A 22291-nucleotide genomic window follows, 5' to 3' on the forward strand; every position below is an offset into this window, starting at 1 on the left:
ATAGATGGCTTCAATTGAAGCTTTTTTTATAAGGAAATGGTCTTGAGCTGATCGGACACACGCAGGGGAGGCTGCGTGCAAGACTGGATATCTTCCGGCGTATACCCCGGGGCGACTTCCACCAGCAGTAATCCTTCCGGAGTCACATCCAGCACGGCGCGGTCCGTTATGATCCGGTTTACTACCTTTTTGCCCGTGAGCGGCAGCGCGCATTGGTTCAAGATCTTCGGTTCGCCGTGTTTGTTGACGTGCTCCATGATGACGACAATCTTCTTGGCGCCGTGAACCAAGTCCATGGCGCCGCCCATTCCCTTTACCATTTTACCCGGAATCATCCAGTTGGCCAAATCGCCCTCAGCGGACACCTCCATCGCCCCCAGAATCGCCAGGTCTATGTGGCCGCCGCGGATCATGGCGAACGATTCTGCGCTGGAGAAGTAAGCGGCGCCCGGGATTGCGGTAACCGTTTCTTTTCCGGCGTTAATCAGGTCGGGATCAACTTCCGACTCGGTCGGGTAGGGGCCGATGCCAAGCAGCCCGTTTTCCGATTGCAGCACCACGTTCATTCCTTCAGGGATATAATTGGCGACCATCGTCGGCATGCCGATTCCGAGATTGACGTAGAAGCCGTCCTGAATTTCCCGGGCTGCCCGCATTGCCACTTGTTCGCGAGTAAGTGCCATGAAAATCCTCCTCTTTTTCGCTTATTTTTGTACGGTGAGCCGTTCGATTCGCTTCTCAAAGCGGGGGGCCTGGATCAGGCGCTGGACGTAGATGCTGGGTGTGTGAATGTGTTCCGGATCAAGTTCACCCACTTCGACAATTTCTTCTACCTCAACGATGGTTACTTTTCCGGCGGCAGCCATCATCGGATTAAAGTTTTGCGCTGTTTTACGGTAAACCAGGTTGCCCAGCTTATCCGCCTTCCACGCTTTGATCAGGGCAAAGTCACCCGTAATGCCCCTCTCAAGCAGATACTCCTTGCCGTCAAATACCCGCGTTTCCCGCCCTTCCGCGATCGGAGTGCCGACACCGGCAGGCGTGTAAAATGCGGGGATACCGGCTCCGCCAGCCCGGATGCGCTCGGCGAGAGTCCCTTGGGGAGTAAGCTCCACCTCCAGTTCGCCGGAGAGGAACTGGCGCTCAAATTCCTTGTTTTCGCCCACGTAAGAGGAGATCATTTTTTTTATCTGCTTTTCACGCAGCATGAGACCGAGTCCCCAGTCATCGACACCGCAGTTATTGGAAACGACGGTTACATTTTTGACCCCCTTGTCCCTTAGCGCGATGATCAGGTTTTCGGGAATACCGACCAACCCAAAGCCGCCGACGAGGAGCGTAGCGCCGTCGTGGATATCGGCTACAATCTCGGAATAAGATGTAAAAATTTGTGCCATGTAATTCCCTCCCACTCTATCAACTTTTTTTCGGAAGATTCCCTTTTTTGTGGATGTAATCGCTGTCATAAATTCGTTACGATCATTGTACCAAATGTTGGGTAGCCGGGAAAGGGAAACTATTGCCTGGCAGCTGGGTCATTTGTTAAAACCATCAGGAAAGCAAAAAGGGAGGGGACGAGGCCCCCTCCGTTCAGTTTCTGATAGATGATGGTATAAACGCTTTGTTACTTGCCGGCTACCAGATTTGGCAGCAAGAGACTGACATCGTCCCAATAGGTGACCAGACCGAGGACGATCAGCAGGACCCCGATCATCGGGGCAAGCGGTCTGATCATCTGTGCCAAATTGACCTTGGCAATCGAAGATGTCACAAACAAGCAGACACCCAGCGGCGGGGTAATCATCCCGATCGTCAGGTTAACCGCCAGAATGATTCCAAAGTGGACGGGATCGACACCGACGGCCGTAACCAACGGCAGAAACAGCGGGGTGAAGATTGTCAATGCGCTGATCGTGTCGATAAACGTACCGGCAATCAACAGGACGATGTTGATCAACAGCAAGAGTACCCACGGTTCGTTGGATAAAGACGAGACCATGCTGCCAAGCTGGGCAGGAATGTCGTGAAAGGCTAGCAGCCAGGTAAACAGCGTGGCGTTGCCGATAACGAACAGGATTGTTGCTGAACTAATGACGGTTTCAAGCAATACGTTCTTTATATCTTTCCATTTCAATTCACGATAGACGAATGCGCCGATGACGAAAGCGTACACCACGGCAATCACGCCGGATTCGGTTGCGGTAAAGATCCCTGTGCGAAAACCGCCGATGATAATCACTGGCAAAAGCAGCGCGAGAAAAGCATCTTTCAATCCCACCAGGAGTTCTTTGGCCGAGGCCATTTTTTCGCGCCCTCTGATATTGTTCTTTTTGCCGTAGAAATAAACGTAAAACATGAGCGCCAAGGCCATCAATAAACCAGGGATAATCCCCGCCAGGAACAAATCGCCAATGGATACGCTGGCCATGACACCATACAGGATGAGCGGGATCGATGGCGGAATTACCGGGCCGATCGTCGACGCAGAAGCAACCAGTGACGCAGAGAAGCGGCGATCATATCCCTGTGCCACCATTGCCGGAATCAGAATGCCGCCGATTGCTGCGGCGTCAGCGATCGCCGAACCGGAGATCGCCGAGAAAAACGTGCATGCCAACACGGCTACCATCGCCAGTCCAGCCGGCAGATGGCCAACAAGCAAACTTGCAAAGGAGACCAGGCGTTTGGAAATGCCGCCCACTGTCATCAGTTCGCCAGCCAGTACGAACAGGGGGATGGCGATTAAGGAAAACGAGTCGACCCCGGAAAATGTTTTTTGGGCGACGACAATCAAATCCGTGCCGCTGATTAAGAGACCAACCAATGAGGTGATGCCGATTCCGTAAGCAATGGGGATGCGAAGCAAAAAAAGTGCAAAGAGAAGTCCGATCAGCCAAATCACCCTAGTTCACCTCCCGGTTGCGAATTTCAGCAATCATGTTTTTCAACAGGTAATACAACATAATCAGACCGGAAATGGGGATGATCATATACAGGTAGGAGAGGGAGAGCTCAAGCGTTGGTGTCGTTGCCAGCTTGGAGTTGACGGTGTGTTTTGCACCGTAGTAAATCAGGACTCCAACGAATGCGATACTGAGAACGTAGCCGATGCTGACGATCCATTTCCGCAGGTTGGCTGGTACAGCCCCCAGTACGTCTACTGTCAGATGACGCTGGTATTTTACTCCCAGTCCAGCCCCAAGAAAAACCATGTAGACAAAGGCGATGCGTGTTACTTCTTCGGTCCAGGGAGCAGGAAGTTTTATCACAAACCTGAACAGAACCTGTAAAAATACCGTAACAACAAGGGTAGACAGACAAAGACAGGTTAAGATCTCCAACCAATTTTTAGCCAGTCGCTTCATTGTGGACACGCTCCAGTCAAATAATTTTCCCGCTCTTCCATGTAAATAAGGACTGCCCGCGCAGCCCCTATTTACAGGATAAGAAAGGGGCCCTTGGGCCGGCTTCCTTATCCCGCATGAAAACATCGTCTGAAGAGGAACTCGACAACGCCGTGGAGACTTTTAGCAAAGGTTATTCATGCTTGGCGTGCTGCATTATTCAGCTGCGGCTTTGATTTGATCGATCAGTTCCTGAGGTACTTTGTCAGCGAGTACTTTGGCTACGCCGCTCGTTGCTTCGGCGAATGCTGCCCGATCAGGCTCGGTTATGTTCACTCCGTGTTGTTTCAGTTCTTCGATGGATTGTGCTTCCTTGTCGGACAAAATTTTACGCTGTTCTTGTGCCGCTTTTTGGACTGCTTCCGCTACCCATTGTTTTTGCTCGTCATTCAGCGAGTTATAGGCTTTATTGCTCATGATGACAACAGCAGGTGTGTAGGTGTGAGCGGTCAGTGCCAGTTGTTTTTGCACCTCGTAAAACTTCATTGACATGATCGTGGCAATCGGATTTTCTTGACCATCGACGGTTCCTTGCTCAAGTGCGCTGTAGAGCTCGTTAAATTCGACCGGTGTCGGGTTGGCGCCCAAGGATTTCATAAACTCTTGCCATACAGGGGCGGGTTGAACGCGTACTTTTAACCCCTTCATGTCGGCAGGAGTATTGATGGGAGTTGACTTTGTGGTCATGTTGCGGAAGCCTACTTCCCAGAATCCGAGGGCTTTCATTCCCTTTTCGTCTGCTTTTTGCAGCAGGCTTTTGCCGATATCTCCGTCCAGCACTTTGTATACGTGGTCGCTGTCTTTAAACAGGAACGGAATGCCAAATACATTCATCTCCGGAACAACGTTGGCAAACGAGCTTTCGGCAGCTTGGACGGACATATCGATGATTCCGTTCATTACCCCTTCAACTGCATCCTTTTCGTTGCCCAAGGTTGCGTTCGGATGAATATTTACCTTGATGGTGTTGTTGCTGAGCGACTCCAATTCCTTCTTGAATATTTCCGCCCCAATATGGTATTGATGGGTTTCCGATCCGGTATGGGCGAGCTTGATTTGAATGGTTTGAGCAGGCTGCTCGCCAGCTTGTCCGCCAGCCGGTTCTGATGAACCTCCGCCTGAACAACCTGCGAGTGCGGTCAAGACCAGAGTGGTGCTGAGAATCCCCGTTAAGAGTTTGAACTTTCGCATTGCTATACTTCCCCCTTATGTAGACAATTTGTATATGATGATTTTGTTTGTTTATTTCGGTCGGGCTCTGCTGTTTACACCCCGTAAAGATCAAGTCGCTGATCGTCAAATACAGGGATTTTTTTGCGAATTTCGTCTACTTTGCCTAAATCGATCTCAATATGGCAGATTTGCTCACGGTCGTCTGCAGACAGCAGGATTTCTCCCCACGGGTCGATCACCATAGAGCTTCCCGGGAAGGCAGTGCCCCGGCTTTCCCCGCAGCGGTTGACGGCAATCATGTAGGCTTGATTTTCAATCGCCCGGGCAGTAAGCAAGGTTCTCCAGTGATCGACGCGAGCTGTCGGCCATTGGGCCACGTTGATCAGAATTTTGGCACCTTCCTTGACTAGTCTGCGGGACAGCTGCGGGAAGCGCAGATCATAGCAGATCATGGCGCCGAAAGTAGTGCCTTTACAGTCAAACAAGGCAAATGAGCTGCCGGCTTTTAAGTATTGATCTTCATCCATTAGGCGGAACAGGTGCATTTTGTCGTAGCGCAGCACCTCTTTGCCCGCATCATCAAAGAGCAGCATGGTATTGGTGATGTCGCCGCTTGCGGTGTCACGGTAGAGCACGCTGCCAGCTAACACCATCACCCGGTTTTCCTTCGCAAAGGAAGAAAACATTTCCCTGGTTCGTTGGCCGTCGGCATCGGCAATCTGCTCCGCTTTTTCCAGGGCGTACCCGGTGTTCCACATCTCCGGCAGAATAATCAGTTCCGGCTGTCCCGGCATCGCCTTCTCCATGAGGCGGCCAGCGTGCTCATAGTTGTAGTCAGGTTCGCCAATTTGCAGATCCATTTGGATTAAGGCAATCTTCATCTTCATCCCTCCTGAATCACAACAGAGTAAGAGCTGCTTAGCGATCGAAGCAAGATCGGATCATACAGTTCCATTTCAAACTTGTCGCCATAAACAAAGCCTTCAAGCGTAGGTACCGTTCCGGAGAAAATAACGGTGTCGGCAAGATCGTGATAGCCAAAACCGGCCAACTTTTCCAGGAGATCCTTAACAGGGAGGAGCGCAGTCAGGTTGTGGTCTTGATACAGTCGTCTCCCCGCTGCGTCCGTTACCCAACAGCGCAAGATCAGCTGATCCCAGTGCTGTTCCACGTCCTGCAATCGCCAGAAGGTGTTACTCAGCGGCTTGGGGCATGTTTCCTTTGACTTTTGGATGTCTTCTTTTTCCAGATGGCGATCGGTGTGATCGCTTCCCACGGTAACCAACCACTCTGTCCCGTTGTGCATCAGTACGTATTCCGCTTCGCCTGAGGTCTGTTTACCTGTTACCGTTATCACCTCCTCGAAGGTCAATGCGGTTACCGGATGAGGATAGATGGTCGGCACAGTCGGCGGGGGAGCGACGCCAATTTCTGCCAGCTCGTGGATGTGTTCCTGCACTTTTTCCTGATCCCGCCCCCCGTAGCCGACGACGTAAACGCTCTTAACCTGGCACGTCTGTTCCTCCGTTCCTTTGTCCAAGTGATCGATCTTGATCCTGATGTTCATCATTGATGACCTCCCATTTGATCCAGATTGAACATGATCGCTACCCGGGTTTGATTTAAGTGATGGGCAATGGCCTGCTTTGCTTCCGCCAGATCTCGTTTTTTCACTGCATTCAGGATCCTCGCGTGTTCCTGGAGGGTCTGCTCGTTTCGGCCAGGAAGATTGAGCGCCTGTACGCCAAACCAGCGCATTTGATCGCTAATCGTTTGCATCAGGGAGAGCACGCGGCGATTTCCGCACAATTCTGCGAAGTAGTTGTGAAAGTCTTTATCTATCGAGATAAATGTCTTGTGATCCGCAATATGCTCAGATTGCTGAAGGTAAACCTTTTCTGCGAGCGCGATTTGTTCGTCGGTGATCTTCGGAATGATCAGCTCCATGATCAATCCTTCAATTGCCCAACGAAGCTGCAATACATCCTCTACGTCTTCTCGCAAAATATGGCTGACAAACGTTCCTTTGCGGGGGACAGATTTTACCCACCCCTCAATTTCCAAGAGTTGAATGGCCTCTCGGATCGGTGTTCGGCTGATGCCCAGGCTTTCGCTCAAATTTCGTTCGTACAGTGCTTCGCCAGGCAGGATGGCGTGATTAATGATGGCGTTTTTGATCTCTTCATAAGCCTGTTGTTTAAACAAACGCGGTTGATGAATCTTCCCAAGACGCACCTGTTCCCCTCCTTTCCAATCTTTTCGGTATGAGGTATGAGGTATGTGGCATTAGGTATAAGGCATGTGGCATGCCAGATGTACTTTTTGCAGTATAATGCAAAAATTTAACGTAGTCAATATATTCCCTTATGACGATTTTTAGCCTCTCTTTAAAAAAATCGAAAGAAACAGTATCCGGTTTGGGTTGCCGGTTCATGAAAAATAAGGAAGGAGGACCCTTCAGAGGAATGTTGCCGACAGTGCAGACGACAGTTGGAAAATGGATGTACGAGGCTTGCCGGGGAGAAAACAGGCTTTTCTTTATTGCGTATTCTCTGCTATACTTAGAAATTGAGCCAGACGTTATTTTTTGAAAAGCTAAAAGGAGTGCAAACTTGATGGCAGTAGAAGTGGGAAGCATCATTGAAGGGAAAGTGACAGCGATCAAACCGTTTGGGATGTTCGTTGCCGTGACTGACACAGAACAAGGCTTGGTTCATATTTCCCAAGTAGCTAACGGATTTGTCAAGGATATTAATGAACACTTTTCCGTTGGAGATACCGTTAAAGTAAAAGTGCTCTCCATCGATGATGCTGGAAAAATCTCGCTTTCCGTTCGCGCCGCATTGCCGGCGTCAGAGACCAGCTCTCGTGATGATCGCCGTGGCGGAGGCCCTCGCGGCGGCTACAACAAACGGGACAGTGCCAGTTCCTTTGAGGACAAATTGAAGAAGTGGCTGAAGCACAGTGAAGAAAATCTCGCCACCATCAACAAAAAGCAGAGTAAACGAGGCTACTAGGCCTTTCATAATACGCTGAGTGAAGAGGAACGCTTCGTTCCTCTTCTTTGTATTTGGGGAAAGTTATCATCATAGGCAAAGCCGCAAGTGAGCGAGGAGGTGAGCGGCGAATGATCGTGGAACAAGAAGAGTTGGAGCCGGTCCAACCGGGGGTAAGGTTGTACACGGTCACGTATGAAAGCCAGGGCCTGCGCGTCAAGGCCGCTATGGCCGTGCCGGATGGAGCGGGTCCTTTTCCGGCTTTGCTGTACTGTCGGGGCGGGATGAAGGAGATTGGCAAAGTCCGCGTGGAGCGGATCTCGCAAATGGCGGCTTTTGGTTACCTCGTTTTTGCCCCTCATTACCGGGGAAATGAAGGAACGGAGGGGAGAGATGAGTTTGGCGGAGCGGAACGTCACGACGTGTATGCCGCTTTTGATTTGCTCAAGGCTTCTCCCTGGGTTCTTGCCGACCAAATCAGCTTGTACGGCTTTTCGCGCGGGGGAATGATGGCGCTCTTGGCGGCCATCGAATGCCCTGGCTTTCACAGTGCCGTGATCTGGGCAGGGGTATGCGATCTGTTTCTGACGTATCAGGAACGGGTGGATTTGCGCAGGATGCTCCGGCGGGTTGTCGGTCATCCGGTAAAAAACCGGCAGGCGTACCTGGAGCGATCCCCCGTCTACCGCGCAGGCGAGGTTTCGTGTCCGGTCTTGATCATCCATGGGACGGAGGACGAAAACGTAAGCAAAACACATGCTGTGAAGTTGGCCGAGGCGTTGGCCGCCCACAACAAACCGCATGAGCTGTGGCTGGTTGAAGGGGCGGCACACTTGTTTGATTCCGCACAGATCCAAGAGTACACGGTCAAAATGTTTGACTGGCTGCGTCGGGCAAACAGCCTGTCAAGTGCAGAGGCCGACCGGGCTGACCGGTAGCGAGATGACGACTGTCGTCCCTTCTCCTTCCTGGCTTTCGATGTGAATATTTCCACCGTGGTTTTTGACCATTTGCATGGAGATGGACAGGCCAAGTCCCGTTCCCTGTTCTTTAAAGGAGAAAAAAGGATCAAAGACGTGAGGCAGGATGTCGGCAGAGATTCCGATCCCGGTATCCCGGATTGACAAGTACACCATCCCGTTCTGTTTTTTGCTGTCGATGGAGAGCGTACCTCCATTCGGCATAGCCTCTATTCCATTTTTTATCAGATTCAGAAGAATTTGCTTTAATTGCTCCACATCTGCTTGAATGGTTATCTCCCGATCGTACAATTCGATCATTTCGATATTGTGCAGCAGTGCCTCTCCCTTCATTAGAGGCAGGATGGACCCAAAGATTTCCCCGATCGTCACGTTGCGATAATCAGGCCGCGATGGTTTGGAAAGCTGCAGCATTTCGGTAACGATTTGATTTACTCGTTCAATTTCCTTTAAAATCAGTGGAATGTGGTACGCTTTCTTCTCATCTTCCGTCAATGTTCCCATCAGCAGCTGGATAAATCCGTAAATCACGGTTAACGGGTTGCGGATTTCGTGGGCGGCGCCGGCAGCCAGTTTGCCGACAAGGGACAACTTTTCCGACTGGTTGATAAATTCCTGGACCTTTTCTTGCTCGGTGATATCTGTCAGAACGACAATCCAGCCGATCGTCTCCCGGTCCTTGTCCAGGAGCGGGGCGTAGGAGACCAGAGCGGAAAAGGTGCCGCCTCTCTTGTGGTACAGGATGATTTTGCGATTTTCAAACCAGCAGTCGGCTTCCTCCGCAGCCGGCTGCTCCCATGGCGAAATCGAGCCTTCCGGGGACAGCGGGAAAAAGCGCTCGTCCAATATGACCAGTTCCTTCGCCTTTTCATTCATGTGAATTTCCGAGGTCGGGTAATGGCAGGTGATCACCCCGACTGGCAGTGAATCGAGAATTTGCTGTCGAACAATTTTTTCCGTTTCCAACACCAGCCGCTGCTCAAGTGCCTGTTGAAACAGTTCCGAAATGTTTTGCGACATTTTGCTGAACTCTTGCGCTAACTCGTAAAATTCATCATGCTCGCTGCAGTTTACTTTTTGGCCAAATGTGCCGCTTGATACTTTGCGTACCTCGGTAATCAAGGATTGAATCGGGAGAAGGAGCTGACGGCGGAAGTACAGTGCGCAAAAAGTGCCGAACAGAATGGAGATGACGGAGAGTGTGTAGGTAATCCTCAAGGAGGCATGCAGGCTGTCGTTCGTTTTCTCGAATTCCCATTCGGTCTGCTGTTCCAACAAGCGGAGCGACTTGTTCATCCCGTGTTCCAGCCGGGAGATTCGCGGCTCCACGTCTTCTTTCAAAACGTAATTGATGGCTTGTACGTTTTCCTCTTGCAGCAGAGGGTTGATTTTATTCAAAAAGATGAAATCCAGATCGCGTATCAGGTCAATGACAAGAAAGAGTTCCTCATTTTCTTTTGTCTTTTGCAGCAGGTTAAGCTGGTTGTTGTTGATTAATTGCGCTTCGTATTTTTGCAGGTAAGCAGGCTGCTGCGTCGCGATGTACATATTCAGGTTAAAGGTTTTGCTGTACAGCTGGTTTTTCACTTCCACCAATGTGCTCGTCAGCGGTTGTATCTTCTGGGCAAGGAGCATCTCCTGCGAGATCAGGCCGGTCATTTGATAACTGAACAAGCCGGCAAGAAAGCAGATCAAGAGTACCATGACAAAGTAGCTAAGCATCATTTGTTTGCGAAATCCCAGAGAACGAAAGCGAGACATGCTTGTTGCCTCCTGGAGGTGTATTTCTTGCTTTATTCTCGAAGACCTTGACTGCTTCTTCGAGATGGGTTCGATCGTTTTTTCTTACAATCGCTGTATTTCAAAATTTATTTTTTCCTTGATGGAATTGGGGACCATCGGACCGTACGGACCCAAATGCACCCCGCCTTCCGCCAAGCCATAGTAGATTTCGCCAGTCGGCAATTGATCTTTCAAGTACCGCTGAATCAGATTCTCATATACCTGGTTCACATCCAGGATCAAGCTGGTCAGGACGTGGTTGGGGGCGATAAAGCGCTGGTCACTGATGTAGCCTATGACGTAAATATTCGCCTTTTGGGCCTCCGTAATAACGGGCAAATTATAACTGTCGCCGGTCGTGTAGATCACGTCCACCCCGTCTTGGATCAGCTTGCGAGTGGCTTGCACCGCCAGATCCTTCGATGAAAAGTCGGGGATCTTCTGGACGTAGGCGACAGTCGAATCGTCGGCGGACACCACGCCAGCCTTAAACCCCTCCTGCTGAGCCGTTTCATGCGGTTTGTCGACGGACAGATAGGCAACCTTGTGGTTTTTGCTCATCATGGCAGCAAATTTGCCTACTAAATAACCAGCGGACCACATGTCGTAGCGGATTACCGTCTGGTTCGGGTAACTGGCTGTCCCGTTGAGCGTGACAAAGTGCGTCTGCGGAAAGCGGGAGGCGGCAGCCGTGAAGGGGGACGAAAATACTACGCCGTGCCCAATCACCAGATTGTACCCCTGTTTTGCGAACGCCGTTGCGGCAGAAAATATCTCTTCGGCTTTCATATTAGCGGCTACGGTCAGATCGAACTCGTACTTATCCGCCAACTGCTGCAAGCTTTCAAGTGCAGTGCTGTTCCAGCCTTGATCGTAAGTGGGGCCTTCCAGCAGCAGAGCGATCCGAACGTTGTTGTCCGATATAGAGTTTGACGATCTTATTTGGTTTAAGTTGAAAAGGAACAAGAGCGTTAAGAAGAGTAAGCAGACGGCGACAGTAACAACCAATACAGGCAGCCGAAAGATAAACTTCATCATAGCTCCAAATCGACTCCTTTCCCAACATCCGACCCTTGCTCTAGCATTTGGACAAGATTCGACAAATTACTCCGAAATCCTTCACAATGTTTTCTTCAAAAAAGGTAAGTTTTATTATTGACTTTCAAAAGAATAGATGGTATATTAATTTCTGTCGCTGAGCTTAAAAGAATTTCATCGAATGCGGTCGTGGCGGAATTGGCAGACGCGCTAGATTCAGGTTCTAGTGGTGGCAACACCGTGGAGGTTCAAGTCCTCTCGACCGCACCATCCCAACAACAAATGAGTTGCCCCTATAGTTAAACGGTATAACAGATCACTCGTAATGATCAGTTCGTGGTTCGATTCCGCGTGGGGGCACCATTACAGTGAAAAACCGCATCGCGATGCGGTTCTTGGCATAATACGGTACATAGAAGCCTCTTTCATTGTCTTTTACAGGCAGATGGAAGAGGCTTTTTGCGTGGAGCTCAGTTCTGTAATAATCGGGGGGGGATATCTCAAAAAGTCGATTCGTGGCCAGACTAACTCCGGCAACTTAACAGATCCGTTGGAAATCAACAGTGATTTCCCATATGTATTTCACCGTTCGTTTCGAGGCCTCATGAGCCTTGTAGCTCCCCCGATGATTCATGAAATTAGTCATCATTCCTCCAGATAAGATTTGATGGTTTTCTCGTTTATCATGGAAAAATGGAAGTCTCCATTACGTATTTAAAAGCTTCTAAAGCAGCAACAGAAGCTTTTTGGCACCATTTGGATTGGGTATGATTATGATGCTTAGTGTCGGTTTATTAGAACAAACGTGAATGCTTGCAGCGTCTGTTCGCAAGACGATTATCGGAGCAACTGTTTCATTAATTTGTAAGAATTGTCGTCCTAGTTGGTATAAATGCAAGCAATATCATGACGGTAATCGGTGTTTATGGAGCTGAATATAAGCGGATTCCTCTTCTGATTGTATTTATATTGATGGCTACCTCCATAAATCTTTTTTAATGGCAAGCGGCACAGCGAAGTGGTTAATATTGGAATGGTCCTGGTCGCTTGCCAAGGTATTTGTCTACGTAACTTGACTAGTGCTAGCACTCAGTCACTTGGAAACCTATATAGGAATAATTATCTAAAGTGTTTCTTATGGGATTGGAATTAGAATGGGTGACTAGAGTGGAAAATTACGTTAGGGCACATCATATTACACATCATTTCTGAATCGGAATCGTGAATGTCTTCACGTTTGAGAACTTTCGGATAAGGAGACACTTCGTGGGGCGGACGGAGCCGCGGGGACGAGGATAGTCAATATAATTCTCGCCAAAACAAACCAAATGCCTGTCAAGAATTTAACGTGAAAGTTGACTACGATGATTCTTGTGCCGCATTTGAAATGGACCTCTGGCTGAAAATGCACTGTGAGCTGAAGAAGGATTTGCCCCTATTCCCGGGATGCCTTTTCATTGGCATCCCTCCGCTCGTTTAATTCGCAATTACTTTTTTCAGCAGCTTTATGTCAGTGTGGTGTTCTTTTACAGTGTCTTGAACCTCCCGTAATAAAACCTCTGTTTCCGTGTTATGGGCAACTTGTACCTGAATCTGGTCAACCTTCTTTTCCAATTGATCAAACCGATCGTACATTTCGTTTTTAAACTCGTACATTTCGTTTTTAAACTCGTACATTTCGTTTTTAAATTCGTACATTTCGTTTTTAAACTCGTGCATGTCGATTTTGAACTCGCGTATTTCGCTTTGCAACCCCGCAATCGCCTGCAGAACCTTCTCTACGTCCTCCATAGCATCCCCCTACTTACGTATCATTTACTGTTATTGTACTACTTTATATGGGACAAAAACATACGGTTTGGAGATCCAGAAGTAGAATGTGTCGGTGCCATTTTTTCTTACATGAGGAATCCACCATAAGAATGAGCCTCCTGCTCTCAAAGAAGCTCGTTCTTATTTTTTGCTGCGAGAATGTTACGGCGCCATGATAAAAAGGCAGAAAAACACGAGCAGCAGCACCAGAAAAAAAACGCTCGCAGCGCTCGGTCAGCATACCAGATCACTCCCTGCCCATTGTTTTCTACATACAAAAGTTTTTCCTTTCGTTAAATATATGAATATTCGTCGAACTTGGCTCCTCCTACAAGCGATGAAAAGCCTGATTTTCTGCCGGCGGCAAAAATCAGGCTTTTTTCTTTTGGTTATCAGGGAGTTCCCCGACTTACTCGCCTGCTGCTTCCCTCTAGAATGAGGATGTAAAGGAGGTTGAAACAAGTGAGTCGAAACGTGCCGCAGTTCAAGGAAAAGACGGGCAGCAATGCGTCGCTGAAAGGAACGCTGGCATCCGTGCTGCTGGTCGGGGCATTTATCGTCGTCAGTTGGTTCGGCATATTTTTTCTGTTTCTGAGCCGCAGCTAGGGCGAGGGGCGGATTACGGCAAGGATGGAGGGAGAAACAAATGCACTTGCACAAATACGAAAAAATCTGGCTGCTATTCGGAGGCGGGGTCCTCGTTCTCTTTATTCTCATTTTATCGGTAAACAGCTTCGCCATGGGGATGATGCCGCCCAGCCACATGGAGATGATCGACCCGACAAAGGTGGATCAAACACCGCCGTTTGACAACCCGGGGTTGAGGCAGGTGGGCGACAATGAGTATGAGCTTGTGATGACGGCATTTATCTTCGGTTATGCGCCAAATGAGATCGAGATTCCGGCGGGAGCCAAGGTCACGTTCAAGGTGACCAGCAAAGACGTGGTGCACGGATTTGCCATTCCCGGCACCAATGTCAATATGATGATCACGCCAGGCTATATCAGCACGTTGACACATACATTTTCCGATCCGGGAGAGTATTTGATCCTGTGCAACGAGTATTGCGGGATTGGCCACCAGGTGATGGCGACCCGGATCGTGGTAAAGGGTAAGGAAGGGGAGAAATCGTGATGGAGGAACGCAAAGATACTGCGGCCGTTCAAAAGATGCGTGTGGACCGGGCCGCTTCTTCGCTCTGCATGGCCTATCTGTTGATCGCGTTTTTCGCGTTTGGGCTTGCCGCGCTTGCCGGTGTCCTGCAGGGGCTTGTCCGCGGCGGCATGGTCACTTTGCCGGGCGGAATCAATTACTATCAACTGCTGACGGCCCACGGCGTCTTGATGGGACTGGTGTTTACGACCTTTTTCATCATCGGGTTCCTCATCTCCGGGGTTGCCAGGACGACAGGCGGGGCGTTGACGCCCGGATCGCTTCGATTGGGCTGGATCGGTTGGGCGCTGATGACGGTGGGCACGCTGATCGGCGTAGTGACGATTCTGCGCAACGACGCGTCTGTGCTGTACACCTTTTACGCGCCGATGAAAGCCTCTCCGTATTTCTACATCGGCACGGCGCTGCTTGTGGTGGGAAGCTGGATCGCGGGGATCGGCATTATCGCCAGCTATCGGGCCTGGCGGAAACGGAATCCCGGGAAGACATCGCCGCTGTTCTCCTTTATGGCGGTCGCGACGATCGTCCTGTGGTTTATCGCGACGATTGGCGTTGCGGTATCGGTGGTATTTTTACTGATCCCCTGGTCGTTTGGCTGGGTCGACCGGGTCAACGTCCTCTTGACTCGCACGCTGTTCTGGTATTTTGGCCATCCGTTGGTGTACTTCTGGCTGATGCCGGCGTATATCGCCTGGTACGTCAACATTCCGCGCATTATCGGCGGGAAGCTGTTCAGCGATGCGCTGGCCAGACTCGCGTTTTTGCTCTTGATCCTGTTCTCGATCCCGGTCGGGTTTCACCATCAATTGACGGAACCCGGCGTCTCAGCCGACTGGAAATTTGTCCATGTCATCCTGACTTTTGCGGTGGTCATTCCGACGCTGATGACGGCGTTCTCGCTGTTCGCCGTATTTGAGACGACCGGTCGGGCCAAAGGGGCAAAAGGGCTGTTCGGTTGGTTTGCCGTTTTGCCCTGGAAGGACGTGCGCTTTTTTGCGCCGATGATCGGGATGCTGGCGTTTATCCCCGCCGGAGCAGGCGGCATTATCAACGCCAGCAACCAGTTGAACCAGGTCGTCCACAACACGATTTGGGTCACCGGCCACTTCCACTTGACGGCAGCAACGAGTGTCACCTTAACCTTTTTCGGCGTCAGCTATTGGCTGATCCCGGCTCTGACGGGAAGAACGCTGACGGCGGGGATCAACCGTCTCGGCATCCTGCAAACCGTGCTGTGGACGATCGGGATGCTGATCATGTCGGGATCGATGCACTACCTCGGGCTGATGGGAGCCCCGCGCCGCACGGCTTACACGACGTATGGCGACAGCGCCGCTGCCCTGGGCTGGATGCCGTACCACCAACTGATGGCGATCGGCGGCGTTCTGCTCTTCCTGGCTGCCGCGTTAATGGTCGGGATCGTCATCTACCTGGCTTTCTTTGCGCCCAAGGGCATGACCGAGTATCCGATCGGCGAAGAGGCGGCCGGCGCGCTGGCCACTCCGCGCATCCTGGAGAGATGGCCGGTATGGATCGGCATTTCGGTCTTCTTGATCCTCATCGCCTACGGTATGCCGATTATGGATCAAGTCACCCATGTTCCGCCCGGTTCGCCGCCGATCCGCACGTGGTAGGCAGCCGGATCAGAGCGTAAGCAAAAAGCCGTTTGCAGTCAGTTTGATCGCCTCCGTGCCGAGCGGAGGCGTTTTCCTCTCACAACCCTGTTATTCCTGGTGGACGACTTGAATTTACGGATGCTTTCCGGAAAGGGGGAGTATGTGGTGGGGCAGCGGGAAGAGATTGAAGCCAAGCTTCATCAGCTAAGAAATGAAACCTCCGCAGACTTTGTCGCTTTGGCATTGCCCGATGGGAAGAACCGGCTTCTCTGGAAATACGGATCGGGAAACAGGTATGACCGCTACAAGCGAATCGTCACGCGCACGGGGAAGGGGTTTGTCGGGAAGGCGATCATGTCGCGTTGCCCGGTCATCTACCATGCGTTTGCTCCGCGCAGTGGAGATGACCCCAGCAACTACCCGATCTTGTTGGCAGAGAACCTGACCTCTGCTGTTATCGTGCCGTTCGGTCCCGCTGGACAAGGAGTCGGGGTGCTGCTGGCAGGATGCAGGGAGGACCGCCAGCTGACCTCTGAAGCGATCCTGCGCATTATCGCCGAGGCTGGGGAACTGGCCAATCCCTCGTACAGACTGTTCATGTGAAAGTTTCCCAAAAAGGACACAGTTGTATCCCGGCCAAATGGCAAGCGAGCGATATAATGGTCTTATTCAGGAGCACCAAGGAAGATATTTCTTGGGAGGAAAGTCATGGGTACAATGAATTGGATCGGTGCGAATACAGCCAAGGGTCATTTTTTGGAGACCCTGTTTGAACATATGTCGGATGCCATTTTGATTGTCGATACCAACGGTTTTCTGATTGGCGTCAATCAAGCGGCTGAGCGGCTGACAGGCTGGACGGCTGAGGAGTTGGTCGGCAAAGTACATCTATGTACGATTTGCCGCGGGATGGCAACGTGCACACAGGAAGCCGCCTGTGAGGACTGCTTCGCCCGTCAGCCGCGGTTGGCGTCTTTTGAGATTCGCCTGCGGACCAAGAGCGGAGAGGAATTCCCGGTCATCGCCAGTTCGACCCGCCTTCCGGACGAAGCCATGGGGGCGCTGGCGCTGATCTTGCGGGACATGACCGAGCAGCAGCGAATGGAGCGGGAACGGTTTCGCCGGATGATGAGCAGCCGGATGATTCAGGCCCAGGAAGACGAGCGCAGGCGGATTTCCCGCGAATTGCACGACAGCATCGGACAAACTTTGTACAGCATCCTGGTCGGACTGCGGGTCGTCAACGGGCTTGAGATGGAGGAGTCCATGCGCAAGCTGCTGGCTGACATGGATCAGCTCGCGTCCAGCGCTTTGGACGAGGTCAAACACATGGCGGTGGAGCTGCGCCCCTCGACCCTGGACGATCTCGGGTTGGTGCCGGCGATCCGCTCGTTTGTCAAACGGTTCGAGCAAACGTTTGGGATCATCTCAACCTTCCAGGCTGTCGGCGGCAGGAGGCGTTTTCGTCCCGAGGTGGAAACCGCGCTGTACCGCATCTGCCAGGAAGCGATGACGAACGCTGCCAAGTACGCCCATACGGATACGATAGCGGTCTCGCTGCTGGATACAGGCGAGACGGTCGAACTGTGCATCAAGGATGAGGGATGCGGCTTTAACCCTGACAATTTGGAGGTACAGGGGACCGGACTCGGGCTGTACGGGATGAAGGAGCGAACCCACCTGATCGGAGGAGTGCTGCAGATTCGCTCTAAGCCAGGGGAAGGAACAGAGGTGCACGTGGTCGTACCATTGAACGAAGGCGGTGATCTTGCAGATGTCGATCAGAATCATACTCGCGGATGATCACGCTGTCGTCCGGACGGGCCTGTCCATGTTGATCCAGGCACAGCCGGACATGGAAGTGATCGATACGGCGGCAGACGGCAAAGAGGCCTTTGACAAATCCATCAGATTAAACCCCGATGTAGTCGTCATGGATCTGAGCATGCCGCCTGGCGAGAACGGGTTATCTGCCACTGCCAGGCTGAAGGAAGCGAAGCCGGAGATCAACGTCTTGGTTTTAACCATGCATGATGACGAGGAATACCTCTTTCGCATCCTGAAGGCTGGAGCGTCAGGGTATATCTTGAAAAGCGCCCCCGACAATGAATTGATCGCTGCCATTCGGACGGTACACCAGGGAGCGGCGTACTTGTATCCTTCGGCTGCCAGAACCCTGATTCAGGAGTTTCTGCATCGGGTCGAGCAGGGCAAGGACTTGGACGATTACCAGGTTCTCACGGAGCGGGAGCGGGAAATCCTCACCTACATTGCCAAGGGCTACTCAAACAAAGAGATTGCCGAACTGCTGCATGTGTCCGTCAAGACGGTTGAAACACATAAGGCGCACGTCATGGAAAAGCTGCAGTTAAAAACCAGGCCGGAACTTGTAAAGTATGCGCTGAAGAAGGGGCTTTTGGATCTTGAATGAAAAGCCCCTCTTTGCAATACCAATGCAAAACTGAAGTGACCAGGGGGGGAAGCGGTTTGATTGACTTGCAGGGGACGTGGAAGGAATTGATTGAATATTATGGCGTTACCGAGGAGGATCTGCAGATTCTCCATCGCAATCGGGACTTTTTTGACACCCGTGCGACAGAGATTGTCGACGCTTTTTACGCGGAATTGATGAAGCGGGATCACCTGGCCAAAATCATTCGGGACAACAGCACGTTGGAGAGGCTGAAAGGAACGCAAATCTGGTATCTCAAGTCGCTCGGCAGCGATCGGATCGATGAAGCGTACATTGAAGGGCGTAAGAGGGTCGGAGCAGTCCATGCCAAAGTCGGGCTCTCCTCTTCCTGGTACCTGGGGGGCTACAGCATTTACGTTCGTCTGATTAGCGAGAGAATTCACAACACACCGGATCCGCACAGGTTTTATGAAGCGATCGTAAAACGGCTGTTCTTCGATTCTGCGGTCATCATGGAGCAGTACATCGGAGATACGCAGAAGAGGAATCAGCTCTTTCGCAAGCAGATGGAGCAGATCTCTTCTGAATTGGAAGCGTCTGTATCCCATGTCAACACGATTGCGAGAGAGTACGCCTCGTCAGCCGGCGTGTTAGCCCAGTCGCAGGAACAGATCGTTCAATCGATGGCCAACCTGCAGGAACGAAGCAAAGTGATTGAGAAGCTGAGCCAATTCGTCGCAGAGGTGGCGTCACAGACCAACTTGCTGGGGCTGAACGCAGCGATCGAAGCGGCGCGGGCGGGAGAACACGGACGAGGCTTCAGCGTGGTGGCAAACGAGGTGCGAAAACTGGCAGACCGGGCGAAAAGCTCTTCGCAGGAAATTCAGGAATCGGTCGCTCTCGTGCTGTCACTGATGAACCAGATCGATCAGCAAATCGAGACCAACATGTCGATTACCCAGCAGCAGGCGGCGGCAGCGGAAGAGCTGGCTGCCCTGATGAGCGGAATCGAGCAGATGTCTGTCCGCCTGAAAGAGGTATAGTTGTGTAAATATTCCTATCTATACATGAAAGCGGTTTTATTTGCAAACACTACCTGGGAACCAATAAACGGGTGAAAGGAGTAGTGTATTTTCATGCTGCAAACCACCGGGCAGTCGCAACAGCCACAACAGCCGATGATGATGACACCGCCGGCAGTTGTCACGACGAAAGACTTGGCCTATCTCAAGGACGCCATGTCCTGGACACTGCTGGCAATGAAGAAGTGCGCCCACTTTGCCAAAGAGTGCACCGATCCCCAGGTCAGACAGGCGATCGACAGGGCCGGGCAAATGCATATGCGTCACTACAACATGCTGCTGAAACACTGCAAGAACAACAATCTGCAGGCGATGGCCCGCGTGCCGCAGCCTGCCGGTTCCCAATAAGGAGGCGGTTGAATCGTGTTGATGCAAAACAATCAGATTCAAAACCCGAAACCGCCGAACGAACCGCAGGTAAAAGGGCCGGAAATGAACGACCGGGATCGCTTGAACGATATTTTGGCCACGGAGAAATACCTGACAGACAGCTTTAACACTGCGGTGCGAGAGGCGAGCCACAACCAGCTGTACCAGGATATGATGACGATCCTCACCGAAACACATCAATGCCAGCGAAATATCTTTGACTTGATGTTTCAAAAGGGCTGGTACAAGTTGGAGGCGGAAAACCAGCAAAAACTGGATCAAGCTTACCAGCAGTTCAGCGGTTACGCCACGCAATTCCCCTACCAGGCAGCGATGCAATAAACAGCCCCTGGTCTGTGATCAAGGGTGAAAGGAGGGCAGACATGGAAAAACCGATTCCGGAAATTCCCCAGGTAGATGTCCCTGACGAGTTCACCCAGGTAGACCTGCCAGAAATCGGGGAGACGACACCCCATCCGCAAACGCCCGATAATCCGCAAGCACATACCCCGATTTTGTAACGGGACAGCGGAACAGGGCAGCCGGCCGGACGAACCGGGCGGCTGCCTTTTTGCTTTTCAAAAAAGCGTCCCCCGAAAAAAGGAATAGACAATTCCCCTTGTTTCTGTAAAAGTTAAAGGTAAAAACAGAGGATCGTCGAGGAGGGTCACGGTGGCTCGGGTGCTAATTGTTGACGATGCAGCTTTTATGCGACATTTGCTTGCCAAAATGTTAGAAGGCGTTCATGAAGTGTGCGGAGAAGCGGCTAACGGCATGGAGGGAGTTGACCTGTATAAACGGTTATTACCGGATATTGTGACGATGGACATCAGCATGCCGGACATGGAGGGGATCGAGGCCCTGAGACGGATTCTTTCTTTTGATCCAAATGCGAAAATTCTGATATGTTCAGCGATAGGATACCGCCAAATGGTGCTGGAAGCAATCAAATGCGGAGCCAAAGACTTTATCACCAAGCCTTTTCAAAAAGAACGGCTGCTTGATGCCATCGCCCGTTGGGTGTAGAAACGCGAGGCGTTATAATAGGAAACGACTCCTTTTTTGCAAGAGTCCAAGTGAAGCTACTTAAAGAGGGCGTGAATCTCGAATGACCTCACAACCTAATTACTTTTTGCAATTTCAACATGCTGATATAGACGAGCTGGCCGATGCGATCGGCGAATTGCTGCAAAATCCCATCACGATTGAAGATGTGGACCACAAGCTGATCGCTTACAGCTCGCACGGCGACAGCACGGATCTGGCGCGGTCATCTACGATCCTGGGACGCCGCGTTCCGGAAAAGGTGCTGACCAGGCTGTGGAAGGACGGGGTGTTCCAGCAGCTTTTCACTCAAGATGACCCGGTTCACATTCCCGCAAAGGATGAAGTGGGCCTGGGAAAGCGGGTGGCCATAGCGATTCGCAAAGGGCCGGATATCCTCGGCTACATCTGGGCGCAGGAAGTGAATCGGGCGATTACCGCAGAAGACGATGAAGTGCTGCGGCAAGCGGCAAAAGCGGCTGTACCCCGCCTGCTCCAGCGGCAGGGGAAAGGGAAGGCGGAAGAACAGCGGCGAAAGGAATTTTTCTGGGAGCTGCTGCTCGGCAATCACGCAAGCGAGGCCGCGATCAAGCAGAAGGCAGACACTCTGCAGCTGCGGCTTCCCACACCCTTTCTGGTGTGCATCGTCGAATCGACGGTTCCGCAGATGGAACAGCTTCTCTATCCGTGGCTTAAACGGCATCAACTGCTGTGGGTGACAGACGGACAGCAGATCATCATGCTGCTAGGCCTGTCTCCTGTCGCCGAAGCGGAGGGCGTACCCCTGATCCAGTACGCCGAACAGTTTTTGACGGAGCTGCTTTCCCAGATCCGCGAGCGGTTTGGCAAAGAACACAAAGTGACCGAAGTTTACGGCTGCGCCCACAAGACGTATCGCGAGATCGAACACGGTTATCAGGAAGCGCTGCAGGTCCTGCAGATCAAGCGGTTGTTTCCGGTTGAGACCAAACAGGTACACGGCTTTCGCGATCTGGGAATTTACCGCTTTTTGCCCCAGCTGAAAAAATGGGCCGATGCGGAAGGGTATGAAAACGAACGTCTTTCGCTATTGCGCCAGTACGACCGCGAAAACATGACCAACTTGACGGAAACGCTGGAAATTTTTCTCGATGCTGCCGGCAAGGCCAGCGTCACGGCACAAAAGCTGCACATCCACATCAATACGCTGAGCTATCGCCTGCGGAGGATTGAAGAGATTACCGGCGTGGACCTGGAAGATCAAAATCAGCGCACCAGCCTCTACCTCGATCTGAAACTGGAGAAATTAAGGGAGTAGTCAGGTGCGACAGCCATTTGTGAAAATCCACAAATGAACAACCATATAATCAAGGGAATCACCAATGAGAAATCAAAAAAGTCGCAGTACAATAAAGATATGCAAGAATTT

At 51.4% G+C, this 22291-nt stretch carries 25 protein-coding genes, 2 tRNA genes and 1 pseudogene; 17 read left to right on the forward strand and 11 right to left on the reverse strand.

Annotated elements, in window-relative coordinates; translation table 11 throughout:
- Positions 1 to 26 precede the first annotated feature (26 nt).
- From HGBM_RS11750 to HGBM_RS11785, 8 genes are all read right to left on the reverse strand, one after another.
- The gene (locus HGBM_RS11750) at positions 27 to 683 is read right to left on the reverse strand and encodes a CoA transferase subunit B (protein WP_019121302.1); all 657 of its coding nucleotides are present in this window, start codon (positions 681 to 683) and stop codon (positions 27 to 29) included.
- Between the two features lie 21 nt (positions 684 to 704).
- Complete coding sequence (locus HGBM_RS11755) at positions 705 to 1397, reverse strand: CoA transferase subunit A (protein WP_019121303.1); 693 nt, start codon at positions 1395 to 1397, stop codon at positions 705 to 707.
- 227 nt (positions 1398 to 1624) lie between these two features.
- A complete protein-coding gene (locus HGBM_RS11760; RefSeq protein WP_019121304.1) occupies positions 1625 to 2902 on the reverse strand; it encodes a TRAP transporter large permease in 1278 nt (425 codons plus the stop codon).
- Position 2903: 1 nt separating this feature from the next.
- Entirely contained in the window at positions 2904 to 3365 is a 462-nt protein-coding gene (locus HGBM_RS30770; protein WP_019121305.1) for a TRAP transporter small permease, read from the reverse strand.
- Between the two features lie 195 nt (positions 3366 to 3560).
- Positions 3561 to 4595 carry a TRAP transporter substrate-binding protein gene (locus HGBM_RS11770; RefSeq protein WP_019121306.1) on the reverse strand — a complete coding sequence of 345 codons (1035 nt, stop codon included), beginning with the start codon at positions 4593 to 4595 and terminating at the stop codon, positions 3561 to 3563.
- A 74-nt stretch (positions 4596 to 4669) separates the two neighbouring features.
- The gene (locus HGBM_RS11775; protein ID WP_019121307.1) at positions 4670 to 5458 is read right to left on the reverse strand and encodes a carbon-nitrogen family hydrolase; all 789 of its coding nucleotides are present in this window, start codon (positions 5456 to 5458) and stop codon (positions 4670 to 4672) included.
- A 2-nt stretch (positions 5459 to 5460) separates the two neighbouring features.
- Positions 5461 to 6144: a DUF2848 family protein gene (locus tag HGBM_RS11780; RefSeq protein WP_019121308.1), complete on the reverse strand. Its 684-nt coding sequence runs from the start codon at positions 6142 to 6144 to the stop codon at positions 5461 to 5463.
- The gene (locus HGBM_RS11785; protein WP_019121309.1) at positions 6144 to 6812 is read right to left on the reverse strand and encodes a GntR family transcriptional regulator; all 669 of its coding nucleotides are present in this window, start codon (positions 6810 to 6812) and stop codon (positions 6144 to 6146) included. Before HGBM_RS11785 ends, HGBM_RS11780 begins: the two co-directional genes overlap by 1 nt.
- 380 nt (positions 6813 to 7192) lie before the next feature.
- Here HGBM_RS11785 and HGBM_RS11795 point away from each other — a divergent pair, with 380 nt between their 5' ends.
- Entirely contained in the window at positions 7193 to 7594 is a 402-nt protein-coding gene (locus HGBM_RS11795) for a S1 RNA-binding domain-containing protein (RefSeq protein ID WP_019121311.1), read from the forward strand.
- Positions 7595 to 7704: 110 nt separating this feature from the next.
- Positions 7705 to 8511 (forward strand): alpha/beta hydrolase family protein, encoded by an 807-nt coding sequence (locus HGBM_RS27295; RefSeq protein ID WP_019121312.1) that lies wholly within the window; start codon positions 7705 to 7707, stop codon positions 8509 to 8511.
- On the opposite strand, the gene HGBM_RS11805 is transcribed toward HGBM_RS27295, so the two are convergent.
- Both HGBM_RS11805 and HGBM_RS11810 read right to left on the reverse strand, forming a co-directional pair.
- Positions 8479 to 10314, reverse strand: a complete 1836-nt coding sequence (locus HGBM_RS11805; protein WP_019121313.1) for an ATP-binding protein — start codon at positions 10312 to 10314, stop codon at positions 8479 to 8481. The genes HGBM_RS27295 and HGBM_RS11805 overlap by 33 nt on opposite strands.
- 84 nt (positions 10315 to 10398) lie before the next feature.
- Complete coding sequence (locus HGBM_RS11810; RefSeq protein WP_019121314.1) at positions 10399 to 11373, reverse strand: BMP family ABC transporter substrate-binding protein; 975 nt, start codon at positions 11371 to 11373, stop codon at positions 10399 to 10401.
- A 183-nt stretch (positions 11374 to 11556) separates the two neighbouring features.
- Between HGBM_RS11810 and HGBM_RS11815 the strand changes: the two genes are divergently transcribed.
- Positions 11557 to 11643 (forward strand) — tRNA-Leu (locus HGBM_RS11815).
- 19 nt (positions 11644 to 11662) lie between these two features.
- A tRNA-Thr gene (locus HGBM_RS11820) sits at positions 11663 to 11736 on the forward strand.
- A gap of 1113 nt (positions 11737 to 12849) precedes the next feature.
- On the opposite strand, the gene HGBM_RS27300 is transcribed toward HGBM_RS11820, so the two are convergent.
- Positions 12850 to 13164, reverse strand: a complete 315-nt coding sequence (locus HGBM_RS27300; protein ID WP_019121315.1) for a hypothetical protein — start codon at positions 13162 to 13164, stop codon at positions 12850 to 12852.
- A gap of 483 nt (positions 13165 to 13647) precedes the next feature.
- On the opposite strand from HGBM_RS27300, the gene HGBM_RS11830 reads away from it, so the two are divergent.
- The 13 genes and pseudogenes from HGBM_RS11830 to HGBM_RS11885 all read left to right on the forward strand — a co-directional run bounded on the left by HGBM_RS11830 (position 13648) and on the right by HGBM_RS11885 (position 22180).
- The gene (locus HGBM_RS11830; protein WP_019121316.1) at positions 13648 to 13791 is read left to right on the forward strand and encodes a cytochrome c oxidase subunit 2A; all 144 of its coding nucleotides are present in this window, start codon (positions 13648 to 13650) and stop codon (positions 13789 to 13791) included.
- 40 nt (positions 13792 to 13831) lie between these two features.
- A complete protein-coding gene (locus tag HGBM_RS11835; protein ID WP_019121317.1) occupies positions 13832 to 14320 on the forward strand; it encodes a cytochrome c oxidase subunit II in 489 nt (162 codons plus the stop codon).
- Entirely contained in the window at positions 14320 to 15993 is a 1674-nt protein-coding gene (locus HGBM_RS11840) for a b(o/a)3-type cytochrome-c oxidase subunit 1 (protein ID WP_019121318.1), read from the forward strand. The genes HGBM_RS11835 and HGBM_RS11840 overlap by 1 nt, the downstream gene beginning before the upstream one ends.
- 147 nt (positions 15994 to 16140) lie before the next feature.
- The gene (locus HGBM_RS27305; protein WP_019121319.1) at positions 16141 to 16578 is read left to right on the forward strand and encodes a GAF domain-containing protein; all 438 of its coding nucleotides are present in this window, start codon (positions 16141 to 16143) and stop codon (positions 16576 to 16578) included.
- Positions 16579 to 16683: 105 nt separating this feature from the next.
- The gene (locus tag HGBM_RS11850) at positions 16684 to 17778 is read left to right on the forward strand and encodes a PAS domain-containing sensor histidine kinase (protein WP_019121320.1); all 1095 of its coding nucleotides are present in this window, start codon (positions 16684 to 16686) and stop codon (positions 17776 to 17778) included.
- Positions 17750 to 18406: a response regulator gene (locus HGBM_RS11855; protein WP_019121321.1), complete on the forward strand. Its 657-nt coding sequence runs from the start codon at positions 17750 to 17752 to the stop codon at positions 18404 to 18406. The genes HGBM_RS11850 and HGBM_RS11855 overlap by 29 nt, the downstream gene beginning before the upstream one ends.
- Positions 18403 to 18912: pseudogene (locus HGBM_RS32485) on the forward strand (protoglobin domain-containing protein); the annotation flags it as partial. The gene HGBM_RS11855 and the pseudogene HGBM_RS32485, both read left to right, overlap by 4 nt.
- Positions 18913 to 18954: 42 nt before the next feature.
- On the forward strand, positions 18955 to 19431 hold the full coding sequence (locus HGBM_RS32490) for a methyl-accepting chemotaxis protein (RefSeq protein WP_245552965.1): 477 nt from the start codon (positions 18955 to 18957) through the stop codon (positions 19429 to 19431).
- Between the two features lie 93 nt (positions 19432 to 19524).
- Positions 19525 to 19818 (forward strand): hypothetical protein, encoded by a 294-nt coding sequence (locus HGBM_RS11865; RefSeq protein WP_019121323.1) that lies wholly within the window; start codon positions 19525 to 19527, stop codon positions 19816 to 19818.
- Between the two features lie 18 nt (positions 19819 to 19836).
- The gene (locus HGBM_RS11870; protein WP_085963069.1) at positions 19837 to 20181 is read left to right on the forward strand and encodes a spore coat protein; all 345 of its coding nucleotides are present in this window, start codon (positions 19837 to 19839) and stop codon (positions 20179 to 20181) included.
- A gap of 41 nt (positions 20182 to 20222) precedes the next feature.
- Complete coding sequence (locus HGBM_RS31080; protein WP_019121325.1) at positions 20223 to 20360, forward strand: hypothetical protein; 138 nt, start codon at positions 20223 to 20225, stop codon at positions 20358 to 20360.
- A gap of 151 nt (positions 20361 to 20511) precedes the next feature.
- Positions 20512 to 20865 carry a response regulator gene (locus HGBM_RS11880; protein ID WP_019121326.1) on the forward strand — a complete coding sequence of 118 codons (354 nt, stop codon included), beginning with the start codon at positions 20512 to 20514 and terminating at the stop codon, positions 20863 to 20865.
- Positions 20866 to 20947: 82 nt separating this feature from the next.
- Entirely contained in the window at positions 20948 to 22180 is a 1233-nt protein-coding gene (locus HGBM_RS11885; RefSeq protein ID WP_019121327.1) for a PucR family transcriptional regulator, read from the forward strand.
- Positions 22181 to 22291 lie beyond the last annotated feature (111 nt).

Origin of the sequence: Brevibacillus massiliensis, from assembly GCF_000311785.1 — a bacterium.
Taxonomy (GTDB): Bacteria; Bacillota; Bacilli; order Brevibacillales; family Brevibacillaceae; genus Brevibacillus_C; species Brevibacillus_C massiliensis.